The organism is Corynebacterium capitovis DSM 44611 (assembly GCF_030440535.1).
GTDB lineage: Bacteria > Actinomycetota > Actinomycetes > Mycobacteriales > Mycobacteriaceae > Corynebacterium > Corynebacterium capitovis.
Window position 1 is genome coordinate 432,109 of the sequence record NZ_CP047117.1, and the last position, 14,556, is coordinate 446,664.

Annotated in this window: 8 protein-coding genes; 6 read left to right on the plus strand and 2 right to left on the minus strand. The window is 68.6% G+C overall.

What is annotated here, in order from left to right; translation table 11 throughout:
* Nucleotide 1: 1 nt before the first annotated feature.
* Both CAPI_RS02155 and CAPI_RS02160 read right to left on the minus strand, forming a co-directional pair.
* Nucleotides 2-8,980, minus strand: a complete 8,979-nt coding sequence (locus CAPI_RS02155) for a type I polyketide synthase (RefSeq protein ID WP_018017636.1) — start codon at nucleotides 8,978-8,980, stop codon at nucleotides 2-4.
* Between the two features lie 17 nt (nucleotides 8,981-8,997).
* Nucleotides 8,998-10,623, minus strand: a complete 1,626-nt coding sequence (locus CAPI_RS02160) for an acyl-CoA carboxylase subunit beta (protein WP_018017637.1) — start codon at nucleotides 10,621-10,623, stop codon at nucleotides 8,998-9,000.
* A 151-nt stretch (nucleotides 10,624-10,774) separates the two neighbouring features.
* On the opposite strand from CAPI_RS02160, the gene acpS reads away from it, so the two are divergent.
* Genes acpS through CAPI_RS02190 form a run of 6 tightly spaced genes read left to right on the plus strand, consistent with a single transcriptional unit; the run spans nucleotide 10,775 to nucleotide 14,517 of the window.
* Nucleotides 10,775-11,191 (plus strand): holo-ACP synthase AcpS, encoded by a 417-nt coding sequence (gene acpS / locus CAPI_RS02165; RefSeq protein ID WP_018017638.1) that lies wholly within the window; start codon nucleotides 10,775-10,777, stop codon nucleotides 11,189-11,191.
* On the plus strand, nucleotides 11,188-11,916 hold the full coding sequence (locus CAPI_RS02170; RefSeq protein ID WP_026157140.1) for a biotin--[acetyl-CoA-carboxylase] ligase: 729 nt from the start codon (nucleotides 11,188-11,190) through the stop codon (nucleotides 11,914-11,916). Before acpS ends, CAPI_RS02170 begins: the two co-directional genes overlap by 4 nt.
* A 10-nt stretch (nucleotides 11,917-11,926) precedes the next feature.
* The gene (locus tag CAPI_RS02175; protein ID WP_026157141.1) at nucleotides 11,927-12,376 is read left to right on the plus strand and encodes a hypothetical protein; all 450 of its coding nucleotides are present in this window, start codon (nucleotides 11,927-11,929) and stop codon (nucleotides 12,374-12,376) included.
* Between the two features lie 29 nt (nucleotides 12,377-12,405).
* The gene (locus CAPI_RS02180; RefSeq protein ID WP_018017641.1) at nucleotides 12,406-13,554 is read left to right on the plus strand and encodes a 5-(carboxyamino)imidazole ribonucleotide synthase; all 1,149 of its coding nucleotides are present in this window, start codon (nucleotides 12,406-12,408) and stop codon (nucleotides 13,552-13,554) included.
* Between the two features lie 2 nt (nucleotides 13,555-13,556).
* The gene (purE, locus tag CAPI_RS02185; RefSeq protein WP_018017642.1) at nucleotides 13,557-14,057 is read left to right on the plus strand and encodes a 5-(carboxyamino)imidazole ribonucleotide mutase; all 501 of its coding nucleotides are present in this window, start codon (nucleotides 13,557-13,559) and stop codon (nucleotides 14,055-14,057) included.
* On the plus strand, nucleotides 14,023-14,517 hold the full coding sequence (locus CAPI_RS02190) for a YdcF family protein (RefSeq protein ID WP_018017643.1): 495 nt from the start codon (nucleotides 14,023-14,025) through the stop codon (nucleotides 14,515-14,517). Before purE ends, CAPI_RS02190 begins: the two co-directional genes overlap by 35 nt.
* The last annotated feature ends 39 nt before the right edge of the window (nucleotides 14,518-14,556 follow it).

Genomic DNA, 14,556 nt, shown 5'->3' on the forward strand with positions numbered 1-14,556 from the left:
GCTACCCGAGCGGATACACACCGTCCTGTCCAAGGCGAGCGTCTGGGTCCAAAAGCAAGGCGATCTCGCCGTCGTGCGTGTTGCCTCCCGCGAAGCGACGATTCTCCACCTGCTGGAACAGGGCGCGCCGGCCCACCATTCCCGCCTCGAGGTGCCCGGCGCCGGCGCGTAGCCGGGCCGTGGCGCGGGCGCGCCACTCGGACACCGATGTACCGGAAGCCGCTAGTGCCGCCTCGAAGACCCCTGGGTGCGCGAGCACCACAAGCGCGCCGACGTGTCCGAAACCAAGCGAGGTCAGCGCCGCCGCCTTCACACGCCCCGCACCCAGCGACAGCGGGGCCCGCAGCCACACCAAGTTGCGAGACTTGAGGCCGACCAAAGGATCCACGCAGTCGAGGGAGGCGTTTGGGGGAATCTCGCCTGTGGCGAGGACGTCGATAAGCCCGCCGATCTGGAACAGTGCCGCGCCCGCCTTGGCGTGGCCGGTGAGCGTCTTCTGGGAGATGACGTACATCGGGGCGCGCTCGTCGCGGCCGATGGCTGGCCACAGGATGGAGTGCAGATCGGACTCGTTCGGGTCGTTGGCGTTGGTGGAGGTGTCGTGCTTGGACAGCACGGTGACGTCGTCGGGCGAGAGGCCCAGCGAGGCCAGCGAACGCGCCAGGCGGGATGTCGCACCACCGCGCGCCGCACCGAGCACACCCAGGCCGGGGGCCGGGATGGAGGTGTGGGCACCGTCGCCGAAGGAAGAGGCGTAGGCGATCACCGCACGCACCGGGAGTCCCAGCTTGGCGGCCACGGACGCGCGGGCGACCAGGACCGTTCCGCCGCCCTCGGCCTCGAGGAAGCCGCCGCGGCGCCGGTCGTTGGCGCGCGAGATGAAGCGGTCCGCAATCCCTTTGTCGCGCATCGCGGCGGTTTCCGCGGTGGCGTTCATGTCGCCGAAGCCCTGCAGGGACTCGACCTGGACGTCGTCGATACCACCGGCGACCACGAAGTCCGCCTTGCCCACCGCAATCTTGTCCACGGCCTCTTCCACAGACACCGCCGCGGTGGCGCAGGCGCCGACCGGGTGGATCATCGAGCCGTAACCGCCGACCAGCGACTGCATGACGTGCGCCGCCACGACGTTGGGCAGGGCCTCTTGCAGGATGTCGGACTGGCGCTCGTCGCCAAGAAGGCGCGACACGAACACCTTATGCAGGGACTCCATGCCGCCGATGCCGGTGCCCTGCGTGGTTGCTACCTCGGTCGGGTGAACGGCCTGCAGTAGCTCTGCGGGGGTGAAACCCGCAGTGACGAAGGCGTCGACGGCGGTGACCAGGTTCCACACGGCGATGCGGTCCATGTTGTCCACCATCTGCGCCGGGATGCCCCAGTTGGCGGGGTCGAAGTCGTCGGGCATCTGGCCCGCGACGGTGCGCGTCAAGGTCGCCTTGCGGGGGACGCGGGCGGTCGCGCCGGCGCGGCGGGTGACGGTCCATTCGCCGTCGACAAGTGCGACCTGCGTCGACGCGGGATCGGCCTCTTCGATCTCGCGGGCTTCTGCCTCGTTGGCGACGGTGAAGGTGATGTCGCGGTCGAGGTAGACCTGGGCCAGGTCGATGGATCCGCGGTCGCGAAGGAAGTACTTGTCCGTCAGCTCGCGCACGCCGGCGCGGGCGACCACCTCGTCGCGGAAGCGGTCGTAAATGTCCTCCTCCGCAACCGGCGCGCCGTCCGCGTCGTACCAGCCCGGGTTCGGGTCCTCGGACCAGTGGATTAGGTCCATCATCCACGCCAGCTCCAGCACGCCGGCGGCTGTGAGGTCGACGGAGCCGTCTCGGCGCATGCCGTACTCCGCCTCGCGGCGGGTACGTCCGGAGCCCCAGGAGGAGACCTCGCCGACGCCCACGATCACGATCATGTCCTCAAGAGCGCAGGTCACCTCGCCCACCTCAGCGCCTTCCGGCTGGGAGGGGTTGGCCACGTTCGGCAGCGCCTTAATAGCTTCGCTTGTCGACGCCTGCGCGGCCCCCTCCGCCTGCACCGACGCGGTGCGGGCGAGCTCGGCGATGGACACGCCCGCGTCGGCGAGCCCACCGGTCGCGTCAAGGTCGAGCGGGGCCTCGGCAGCCTGGGCGCGGGAATTGCGCGAGGCCAGGCCCATGATCTCGGCGGAGATCTCCGCCGGGTTCCACACCCGGATCCCGGCGGCCTCGGCGGCCGGGACGAGGGCGTCGTTGCCGCCCATCAGCTGCGTGCCGGCGACCCAGCCGATGCGCGCCTGCGCCAGCGTCACACCTTCCGGCCAGCCGGTCTCGGCGGACCACTTGTTCACGATGGCGTCGAAAGCCGCCTTGACCTCGCCGTACGCACCGTCACCACCGAAGGTGCCGCGGTTCGGCGAACCCGGCAGGATGACGTGGGTGCGCGTGGCGGGGAAGTCGTTGGCGGTCTGTGCCAGCGCAGACAGCCCCGCGATGGTGCGCTCGACGGACCACAGCAGCAGGCGGGCCTGGGTTTCGGTGGTGCCGCCGGCCTCGGCGAGTGAGCCGGACACGCCCGGCGCGGCGAAGGGGAAGGCGAGCGTTGGGATGAGCGCGGGCTTGACCACCTTCACCTCATTGCCGACGGTCTCGCGTTGCTCGGAGCCAATCCAGTCAATCAGCGCGTCGATGTCGCGGTAACTGGACAGGTTGGCGGGCACGAGCCACAACGCGGAACCGGCCGCGGCGTGGTCGCGGTAGAGGGTGCGCGCGAACTCCTTGCGGGCCTGGTCAACGCGCGAGGCCGTCATGATGACGGTCGCACCTCCGGCCAGAAGCCTTTCCACCAGCGCCGTCGCGATCGAGCCGGGCGCGGCTCCCGTGACCAGAGCGACATCTCCCGCGTACACCAGCTCCGGGGTCTCAAGAGCCACCCGGGCGATCTCCGCCAGCGGGCCGGCGTAACCGTGCTCGGCGTACCATTCGGCCTGCTCAGCGACGGTCGCGCCGGTACCGGCGAAGCGCTCCACGGCGATCTCGGCCTCGCCGAGTGCGACACGGGCGAGGTCCTCGCGGGCCTGGGCCCAGCGGTCGTCGAAAAGGACGGCGCGGCGGGCGTCGAACACGGGCGTGACCTGCTTGACCCAGCCGGTGCCGAGCTCTGCCTCGATCGTCTCCAACACCGTCGTGTCCGGCGCCTCGACCTCGGCGTGCTCGTCCTCGATACCCAGCTTGGACAACAGGGTGCGCGCGGTGGTGACCAGGGTGTCGGTCACCTCATCGCGGTACGCATCAAGGGCGGCGGAGTCCACGACCCCGCCAGAAGCAGCACCGCTTGCCGACGCTTGAGAGACACTCACCCCGAGGCGGGCGGCGACGGACTGGACGGCGGCGTCGACAAGCGAAGCCGCCTCGGCCTTGCTGGACACGGCGGGCAGCGTGGTGAGGCTGCCGCCGCGCACCGACTCCTCGCCACGCGTGCCGAGGAGGATTTCCGCCTCGACGTGCGGTGCCCAGGATGCGGGCAGGCCCCACGCGGAGGCGAGGTGCTCGCCGACGAAGGCGGGTTTGAGGCCGGCCGCGCCGAGGAGCTGGCGCAGGCGGGACGTGATGGCCTCAGAGAGAACCGGGCCGAAGGCGGAGTAACCGGGGGCGGCGGTGGTGACGCGGCCGCGCAGGGTGGCCACGTCGTCCTCGGCGGCGCCGTCGATGGCGGGAACGCCGAGCTCAGCGGACATGTCCATGAGCAGCTGGTTGCGGCGGGAGGACACGCCGCCGGTGAGTTCCTCGATGGTGTCGTTGTCGGTGATCTGCTCCAGGCGGACCTTGTTCTGGAACGCGAAGAGCACCATGATCGCGTCCGCTGCGGTAAACGGCAGGTCGCTGACGGGCGCGCCGCCGGTGGGAGCGGCGACTGGGGCCGGTGCGGGGGCCGGTGCGGGGGCCGCGATGACCGGTTCCGGCGTGTCCGTAACAGGGGCAGCCGGGACGGACTCCTCCTCGGGCTGTGCGGGCTCGGGGGCGGAGGTGGCGTCGGCAAGCATGACCTGCTCTTGGTTCGCCTCTACGTTGAGCACCGGGATGTGGCGTCCGATGACATCCATCTCCCGCTTGGCCAGGTTGGTCAAGGTGGGGGAGGAGGCCAGGCCGACCTCGATGATCTGCTCGACGCGGTCGATGATGAGGTCCTGTGTCTCAATCCAGCGCACCGGGGAGGCGAACTGCCAGGCCAGAAGCTCGATGAGCAGGGTGCGCGCGAGCGTGGCGCGGTCGGTGTTGTCCACCGTGACGCCCGCGAGGCGCTGGGAGGGGACCTCGGAGGTGACCGCATCGATGAACCCCTGGGTCAGCTCGAAGGGGCGGGCGACCAAGTTGGGCACGTAGCGGTGCTCGAGGGCATCGACGTCGATGACCTGTGGCAGCAGCTGGTCGAGCTTTTCCGCAAAGGCGGGCACGCCGTCGCGCAGGACGCGGGAATGGAAGGGAACGTCGATGCCGGGCACGGTGACGAAGGCACGCTCGCGTACCGCGTTGGCCCTGCGCTCGAGCGCGGCAAGGCCACGTTTCGTACCGGCGATGGAGTACTGCTGGCCAGCGATGTTGTAGTTGACGATCTCGAGGAACTCACCGGTGTCCTCCGCGATGGAGGCGACGTAGCCCTCCACCTCGTCTGGGCCGACACCGATCATGTTCGGGCGCAGCGCGCCCATGCCGTAGTTCGAGGTGCCCTCGGCGTCGCGGGGCACAAGGGAACCCATCGCGGAACCACGGGAGTAGACGATGTCGATGACGGCTTCGAGGTCGAAGATGTCCCCCAAAGATGCGAGCGCGGTGTACTCGCCGAGCGAGTGTCCGGCGTACATGGCGCCCTCGGCCAGCAGACCGTCGACGCGCAGGCGTTCGGTCTGCGCGTAGGCGACGACGGCCAGCGCCACCTGCGTGAACTGGGTCAGGTGCAGGACGCCGTTCGGGTGCTTGAACTCGGTACCCCGCACAGTCAGCGTGGTCGGGTTCTCGTCCACGATGTGCTGGATGGAAAAGCCCAGGTTGGCGCGGGTGTGGCGGTCCGCACGGCGCCAGATATCGCGAGCTGCGGGGCTCGCGTCGCGGTCCGCCTTGCCCATGCCGACGGCCTGCACGCCCTGGCCCGGGTACACGTACGCGGTGCGGGGCTGGGCGAGGAGCGCCTGGCCGCGGGAGACGACATCGCCGCCGATGCGGCAGGTGACCTCCAGGGCGGGGCGGATGCGGACGCGACCGACGCGCTCGACGGTGATCTCCACCTCGTCGTCAAGCTGGACCATGCCGTACATGGAATAGGTCCACCCGGTCACCGCACCGTGGCGCCCGGCGAGGTGTTGGGCGGTGGCGGAGAGCCACATGCCGTGCACGAGTGGCGCTGTGAGCCCCACCAGCGCGGAGGCGTTGTAGGAGGTGTGGATCGGGTTGTAGTCACCCGAGACCAGCGCGAACGGTGTCATGTCGTGCGGGGCGGTGACAGTGGCGCGGTCCACGAAGGAGCGCGGCGTGGCCATAACGTGGCCGGACTCCGGGCCGCCGCCGTAGGCGGGTGCCTGCGTCGGCGGGGTGGTCACGGTGGCACGGCCGCGGATGGCAAAGCGGTGCATCTGCGTGGCTACGAGCTCGCCGTTCGAGGTCAGCTCCAGCTCGACGGTGACGATGCGCCCGGAGACGGACTCAGCGATCGAGGTGCAGCGCGAGGTTACCTCGATTGTGCGGCCGTCGGCGAGCTCGTGAAGGTCGGCGCGCAGGTCAATGACGTGGTCGAGGTGGACGGCGTTGAGCAGGCCCTCAATGACAGGGTAGCCGCCCGGAAGCAGGCCTGAGCCCAGCGCCGTGTAGATTGCCGGCCAACAGGGCCCGACCAGCACGTCGGGAGTGCCGGCGGGCACGTCAGAGCCAAGCGCCGCGCCCGTGACGGCCGTGTGCGCCGCCAGCAGAGACGCCGGAAGGGTGAACGAGGAGCGCGCGACGCCGAACGGGGCATCCGCGGAGACGGAGTCCTCGATGATCCGCGGCATCTCGGTGATCTCATCGCCCGCCTCGGAGGTCGAGCCGACACCAGCCAGGCCCGCGAGCAGGGCGTAAACGGACTTGGGCAGGCGCTCGTCGGACACGACGGGGGAGGCGCCGGTCGCCGCGCCCGCCGGAAGATCCACGGGGACGGTCACTTCGCGCACGTAGAAGGGGCGCTGCCCCTCGGGCAGGTCGTCCCAGTAGGAATCGGTGGTGATCCGGATCGCCCACCCGTCGGTGTCCTCGACGATGTCGAAGGCGTCCGCCGGCATGTGGTAGGCGGGGTTGTCCATGAGGTGGCCGTGCCACATCATCGTCGGCGCGGCACGCAGGTAGGACTCGACATCCCGCGCGTCCGCGAGGCGCGAGTACAGGTCGTCGGGGGTGGCGCCGCCGTCGAGAAGCGACTGCGTGGCGGCGGCCTCGAAGCGGGCGAGCAGCTCGGCAACGGGCTCGTTCTTCTTGATAATACCCGCCACCGCGACCGGGCCGGGGATGATGCGGACCTGATCAGCGGTGTAGCGCTCGTCCTGCGCCTGCCACAGCGTGTCTTTTCCAAACCACGTCTTCAGATCGCCGTCGATCGCGGGGACCCAGGGCATCGGCTTCGGGTACTCGTAATGCAGTCCAATCCACCACGCGGCGTCGCGCGGGGAGACCTTCACCTCGCTGGCCAGCGGGTAGGCGCGCACCAGCTTGTCGACGGCCCCCGCCACGTCCACCTCTTCATCGGAGGGGAAGATCGTCTCGATCTCTCCGTGGTCCGCCTCGCTCAGGCGCGCCTCGACGCGGTGGAGCAGCGACAGGAAGCGCGCGTCCCAGGACGCGTCGACGAATGGGTGGGCCAGTTCGACGAACCGGGAGACCCACTGCTCGTAGGTCATCTCTTCGACATCACCAAAGTAGGGCTTCGAGGTCTTCGACAGTGCCTCGATGATGTCCTCGCGGTGCGTCGCGTACTCGGTGTGATCCAGGCTCGTGATTAGCCTCGAGGCGCGAGCGAAGGAGTTATCCAGGTCGTGGATGTCTGCGAGCAGGTGGCTTTGCGACGACGCGACGCCGTTGCGCCCGGTGCCACGGGACACCCAGCCGCCGTTGTCGGTCGGGTTAATGCCCTCGGTGTTGACCAGGAGATCCTTGACGGAGTCTGTTGCCTTCGCCTCCTTCGTGGCCATGGCGACGGTTCCAATAAACACGGCGTCGACCGGCATGAGCGGCAGGTCCCAGCGCGTGGCCCAGTCGCCGTTGATGAGCTCCGCGGCGCGCGCCGGGGAGTACACGCCACCGCCGACGGTGAGGTAGGCGTTTGGGTGGGCGCGGACCTCGGCGTAGGTCTCGATGAGGATCTCGTCCAGGTCCACCCACGAGTGGTGGCCGCCCGCGTGGCCGTCTTCGACCATGAGGATGACCGGCACGTCCGGGTTGGCCGCGGCGATCTTCAACGCGTCCCGGATCTGCTTCGCCGTCCCCGGCTTGAACGCGATGTACGGGAAACCTTCTGCGCGCAGCTGCGCAATGAGTTCCGTGGCCTCCTCGACCTCGGGGATGCCCGCCGAGATACACACGCCGTTGAAGGGGGCGCCGGCCGCGCGGGCCTTGGGCACCATGCGAGTCTGGCCGAACTGAAGGTTCCACAGGAAGCGGTCGAAGAACATGGTGTTGAACTGCGCCGTGCGGCCCGGTTCCAGGTTTTCCACCAGCGTGTTTTTGTGCTGGGTGAAGACGTCCTCGGAGTACATGCCTCCGCCGGCGAGTTCCGTCCAATACCCGGCGTTGGCCGCCGCGGCGACGATCTCGCCGTCGGCCGACGTCGGCGTCATGCCACCGAGGATGATGGGGGACAGGCCGGTGAGCGTCGAGAAGCGAGTCTGCGTGTAGGTCTTGCCGTCCGGCAAGCGCACGAGGCGCGGTGCGTAGGCGGAGTAATCGGCGGCCTCCGGCAGGGTGGTGCCGGGCACGGCGAGGTCGTCGCGCGACGTCGCGGTGTCCACGGTGATAACCGGCACACCCGAGCCTGCGGTGAGGCGGGAAGTGATCGCAGAGAGGGATCTGTCCAGCGACAGGATGTGGCTGGGTGAGCTGTCCAACAATGTGCGCACCGTCAGCGGCCAGTCATGCGGATCCACCAGGATCGACTGCGCCAGCTCGGCAGGCGAGTGGGGAGTCAGCTCGATGTTACAGGCCGCGGCCCACTCGGCGGCGAGCTGTGCGCCCGCGGAATTGGCCGGGCTGTGGAAGGGGTAGGCGACGTCGAGCTCGTCGAACTGCGGGGTGCGCTGCGAGCCACCGAACTCGGCGTCCTCCAGCTTGGCGTTGTAGGCCGCGGCGGCCGCCTCGATGCGCTCGCGCGCGGAGCGTAGCTGCTCCGGCTCGCCGGCCAGGACGACGTGGCGCGGGCCGTTGATGACGGCGACGAGGTCACCCGCCAGCTCCTCAACCTCGGCGCGGGGCAGGCCGCGCACGGAGAGCATGCGCGAGGCCGCGTCGGTCGCACCGTGCGCGGTGGCGGCAGCCGCGCCCATGATCAGCGCGAAGGCAAGGGTGGACTCCGGGTCGTGAACGGCGGCAACGCCGAGGCTGCCCTGAGAGTGACCGGCCATAAGCGCCCCATCCACGTCGACGCCGAGGTCGCGTAGCTGACGCACAGCGGCGATCTGTGCCAGCACAATGCCGGGCACGCTCACGGCGGTCAGGGAGTCTATGTCTTTGCGGTCCTTGCGGTCCTTGCGGCCCGGGGCCGGTTGATCGGGATCCATCAGTTCCCGCAAACGCTCCACCGCGCCGGGCACCGCAGAGGCCAGCGGGCGCGCAACCGGTCCGGTCAGCGTACGGGCCCGGGAGAGGAGGTCGCTGAGGTAAGCGCGGGTGGAGGGGGTGGCGGCAGCGTCGGCAAGCGCGAGCTGCCAATTGGTGCCCTGCCCCTGGAAAACGATAGCGGGCGCGGTCAAAGACAAAAGGGGTGTAGAAATCTGCACTGGAGTTCTTTCTCTCTTTAAAGGGGCATGTTGCCGTGCTTGCGGGCGGGACGGGAGACTGTCTTGTCCCGGTAGAGCCTCAAATTGGAGGCGATGGCGGTGCGGGTTTCCGAGGGCAGAATGATGGCGTCGATAAGACCACGCTCGGCGGCGAGGTAGGGGTTCAAAATGGCGTCCTCGTATTCCCGCTCGTAGCTTTTGATGAGCTCGGCCAAAGCCGCCTCGTCCATGCCGGAATCGCGGGCGGCCTTGATGTCCTTGCGGTTGATAAAGCCCACCGCGCCGGCCGCGCCCATCACCGCGATTTGTGCCGTCGGCCAGGCCAGGTTGACGTCCGCACCAAGGCCCTTAGACCCCATCACGCAGTACGCGCCACCGTAGGACTTTCGCATGGTCACGGTGATCTTCGGGACCGTGGCCTCTGCGTAGGCGTAGAGCAGCTTCGCGCCGCGGCGCAGGATGCCGCCGTGTTCCTGGCTGGTGCCGGGGAGGAAGCCGGGAACGTCGACAAGCATGACCAGCGGGATGTTGAAGGCGTCGATAGTGCGTACGAAGCGAGCGGCCTTCTCCGAGGAATCGATGTCTAGGCAGCCGGCGAAGACGCTCGGCTGGTTGGCCACGATGCCCACCACCTCACCGTCGATGCGGGTCAGGGCGGTGACGACGTTTTCCGCCCGCTGCTCCATGATCTCCATGAACTCCCCGCCGTCGGCGATGCGGGAGATGACCTCGCGCACGTCGTAGGGCTGGTTGGGGGAGTCAGGGACGAGGGTGTCCAGCTCGTGGTCCTCGAGTGTGATTTCCGTTTCCGGCTCGACCTGCTCGGCCGGCGGACGGGTCCGCGCGCTGGTGGGCAGGTAGGCGACGAGGTCGCTCACCCAGTCCAGCGCGTCCTCGTCGCTTGAGGCGACGTAGTGGCAGTTGCCGGCCGTGGTCATGTGGGTCCACGCCCCGCCGAGTTCTTCCTGGGTGACCTGCTCGCCGGTGACGGTGGTGATCACGTCGGGGCCGGTGACGAACATCTTCGAGTACTGATCCACCATGACTACGAAGTCCGTCAGCGCGGGCGAGTACGCGTTCCCGCCCGCGCACGCGCCCATAATCACCGAGATCTGCGGCACGACGCCCGAGGCGTTGACGTTTTCGCGGAAGGTGCGGGCGATCCAATCCAGGGACACCGCGCCGTCCTGGATGCGCGCGCCCGCACCCTCGTAAAGGCCGATCAACGGCCGGTTGGTGGTTACGGCGAGTTCCTGGATCTTGACCATCTTCTCGCCGTACACCTCGCCCAGGGCGCCGCCGAAGACGGTGCCGTCCTGGGAAAAGATGCACACCTCGCGGCCGTCGATCGTGCCCCAGCCAGTGACGATGCCGTCGGTGACGGGGCGCTTGGCCTGCATGCCGAACTCGTGCGTGCGGTGGCGGGCCAGCTGATCGGTTTCCACGAAGGAGCCTTCGTCGAGCAGGTAGTCCAGGCGCTCGCGGGCGGTGAGGCGCCCGGCGTCCCGGACCTTGTCGTGCGCTTTCGTGCCCAGCGGCGCGTGGGCCTCCGCCCGGCGCCGCTTCAAGTCTGCAATCTTCTCGGCGGTCGTTTGTGGCCCGCCGAGAGTGTCGAGCTGCTCTACGTGGGAGGATACGGTCATGCGGGGCAGTGTAGGGCCCGCGTTTGTATTTAGAAGCCGAAAACTGCCCATACTTACGAATTGGTAGGGTACGCTCAGGTAACCATGCGCCGTGGCCTGCCACTTTCCCGAGATGTGAGTTTGGTCACGAACTTACGGAAAGGTAGCTTTGGTGCTCGCGATCGGCACGGACATCGTCCACGTCCCCTCCTTTGCCGCGCAGCTCGACGTCCCCGGTTCCCGCTTCCGCGCCGTCTTTACCGACCGTGAGCTGCGCACCTGCGCGTTCAAGCCGGATCGCGCCGCCTCGCTTGCCGCGCGCTGGGCCGCCAAAGAGGCCTACATCAAAGCGTGGTCCCAGTCGCTCTACGGCTCCCCGCCGCTCATTGCCCCGGATGCGGTGGATTTCGCCCAGATCGAGGTCGTGGCCGACGCCTTTGGTCGGGTCGCGGTTGTCCTGCGCGGTGAGATCGCCCGCCTCGGGCCGCCGGCCGAGTCGCTGTCACTGTCCCACGACGGAGAGGTGGCCATCGCGGTGTGCGTGGTGGATGCCGGTGGGCGTCGAGAAGCAATATGCTCGAGCACATGACTGTGCGAGATATCCAATTCATCCAGGATGGCGCGGCGGACATGTGGCGCGACGTCCGCTGGGTCGAATCCGTCGGCTCGACGAACGCGGAGCTGCTGGCCAGCGGCGAGCCGGGTGACGTCCTCATCGCGGACGAGCAAACCGCCGGCCGCGGTCGCCTGGGCCGCGCGTGGAGCTCGCCGAAGGGTTCGCAGCTCAGCGTGAGCGTGCTTGTCGACGCCCCCGAGGCCGCCTCCTCTTTCGGCCTGATCCCCCTCGCCGCCGGCCTGGCGGTCACGGATGTCATCCCGCAGGCGCGCCTGAAGTGGCCCAATGATGTCCAGATCGAGGGGCGGAAGCTGGCCGGGATCCTCGCAGAGGCCGACTTTTCCGGTGAGCGCCCGCGCGTCGTGGTGGGGATTGGGGTCAACGTGGCGTGGCGTCGGGATGAACTGCCGGTGGAGACTGCGACCTCCCTGAATCTGGAGGGCATTGAGGTCGACTGGGACCAGCTGGCCGTCGACCTCCTTCTCGCGCTGGGCACGCGGTGCGCGCAGGTGGGCGACGAGCAGCTGCTCGAGGACTACCGCGCGGCCTGTTCCACAATCGGGGAGATGGTGCGCCTCGAACGCGCAGGCGGAAACGTGGAGGGGCGCGTTGACGGTGTCAATGACGCCGGTGAGATCGTCATCGCGGGCGAGGCCTACTCCGCCGGGGATGTGACCCACCTGCGGCCGGCCAGCTAGGGTTGCGCACGTGTCCGGGTTGCGTCTGAGCGAAGGTGAGGTCGTGCTCGCCGATACCTGCAGCCCCCTCAGCGGGCTCGTTTTCCCGTTGCTCGAACTGATCGTGATCACCGGGGTGTGCTGGATCGCGATCGGGTGGATGGACGCGCACGCCGTCGACCCCCTCTTCCGTAACGCCGTGGTGCTGCTGTGGGCGGTGTTTGGGGTGGCGCGGTTTGCCGTCCCGGTTGTGTCCTCGCGGCGGCGGCGGTTCATGGTCACCGATCAGCGGGTCCTCGCCCGCGGGGCGCGGGGGAGCGTCGAGTCCATCCCGCTGCGCCAGATCCACTCCGCGCGGCGCAACGGGGGAGGGTTGTCTTTGGCCGTCTACGGCTACGACCGTCCTCTGTATTACCCGGAGGTGGGGAAGGTAAAGAGGGTCGAGCGACTCCTGAACAGCAAGCTCGGACCCCGCGACTAAGGTGTGTGGGCGTGAGAGATGCCCAAGGAATGCCCACCCTCGCTGTTATCGGCGACGGACAGCTCGCGCGCATGATGCATACTGCGGCGATCGAGCTCGGACTCGCGCCACGTGTTCTCGCCGGGAGCCCGGATTCGTCAGCGGCCCAGGTCTTCGGGGACGTCCGCATCGGCGACTACACCAACCTCGCCGACGTCGAGGAGATTGCCGCGGGCGCTTCTGCCGTGACCTTCGACCACGAGCACGTGCCCAATGAGCACGTGCACGCGCTTCTCGACGCCGGTGTGGCCGTCGAGCCCCGCCCCGCCGCCCTCATCTACGCCCAGGACAAGCTCGAGCAGCGCCGCCGCCTGAAGCAGCTCGGTGCGCCGGTCCCAGCGTTCGCGGCCATCGCCTCGGTTGAGGACGCTAGCGAGTTCTGGCAGCGTGTCGACGGTGAGGTGTGCCTCAAGGCCACGCGCGGTGGCTACGACGGCCACGGAGTGTGGTTCCCAGAAACAGAGGAGGCCTTCCGCGCTGACGTCGAAAAGCTTCTCGCCGCGGGCACGCCCCTCTACGCCGAGCGTAAAATCGCTTTTGAGCGCGAGCTTTCCGCGATGGTCGCGCGCAACCGCTCCGGAGAAGTGCGGGCGTGGCCGGTCGTGGAATCGCGTCAGGACGACGGGATCTGCCGGGTGGCCATCGCCCCCGCGCCGGACTTGAGCTCCGAGGTGGCCGAGACCTGCCAGCGCCTCGCGGTGCGTATCGCCGAGGAGCTCGACGTCACGGGCGTGTTGGCCGTCGAACTGTTCGAGCACGACGGGACGATCACCGTCAACGAGCTCGCCATGCGCCCCCACAACACCGGGCACTGGACGCAGGACGGGTGCGTGACCTCGCAGTTTGAGCAGCACCTCCGCGCGGTGCTGGACTGGCCGCTCGGGTCGGTGGAGATGACCGCGCCGGCGACGGTCATGGTCAACACCCTGGGCGGTTCGCGTGAGCCAGCCGTGATGATGGACCAGCGCGTGGCCGAGGTCATGCGCCGCTACCCGCAGGCAAAGGTCCACCTCTACGGCAAAGGTTGGCGGCCGGGCCGGAAGATGGGCCACGTCAACGTTGCCGCTGCGTCGGTGGGGGAGGCGCTACGAGTCGCCGAGGACGCCGCGCACTTCATTGTCACGGGAGAGTGGTCCTAAACATGCAGCCTGTAGTCGGCCTCATCATGGGTTCGGATTCGGACTGGGATACCGTCGCCCCCGCCGCCGACGTTCTTGCCGAGTTCTCCATCCCCTTCGAAGTCGGCGTCGTCTCCGCCCACCGCACCCCGGAGAAGATGCTCGCCTACGCCAAGAGCGCCCACCAGCGCGACCTGAAAGTCATCATCGCTTGCGCCGGGGGAGCAGCCCACCTGCCGGGTATGGTCGCCGCCGCAACACCTCTGCCAGTGATCGGCATCCCGCGAGCGCTGAAGGATCTCGACGGCCTGGATTCGCTGCTCTCCATCGTCCAGATGCCGGGCGGGGTGCCCGTGGCCACGGTGTCCATCGGCGGCGCGAAGAACGCCGGCTTGCTCGCCGCGCGCATCATCGGCGCCTCCGACCCCGCGGTGTTAGACCGCATGGCGCGCTACCAGGCGGACATGGCCGCGGAGGTGGAGCGCAAAGATGATGCCCTGCGCGCGCGGCTCATGGGCGAGTAACCCGATCGTCGTCTTAGGCGCCCGCGTCACGGACGGGCGCCCCTCCCGCATGCTTGAGGCCCGCTTATCGACGGCACTGTCCCTCTGGCACGACAACCCCTCCCGCCTGCTGGTGGTCAGCGGTCTCGGCGAAGCCGGGGTGATGGCTGACTGGCTCACCGAGCGCGGCGTGCCCCCGGAGCGCGTCGTGCAGGAGCCGCGTGCCCGCTCCACCAACGAGAACCTGGAGAACGCCCGCGCCCTGTTCCCGAGCGCGGGGTGCCTGACTGTCGTGACAAACGGCTTTCATGTCGCACGCACCAAAGTGTGGGCGTGGCACCTAGGGATTCCCGTTGACATGATCGCCGCAGCCACCCCGCCGCGCTCGCGACTCCGAAACTACAGCCGGGAGGTGGTGGCGCTGCCGCATTCGGCGGCGCGGGTGGTGTGGCGGAGGTTGGTGAGGTGGTCGGAGCGCTAGCGTTACGGCGCCCACGGCTCCCCCCCACCGACCCAGAAG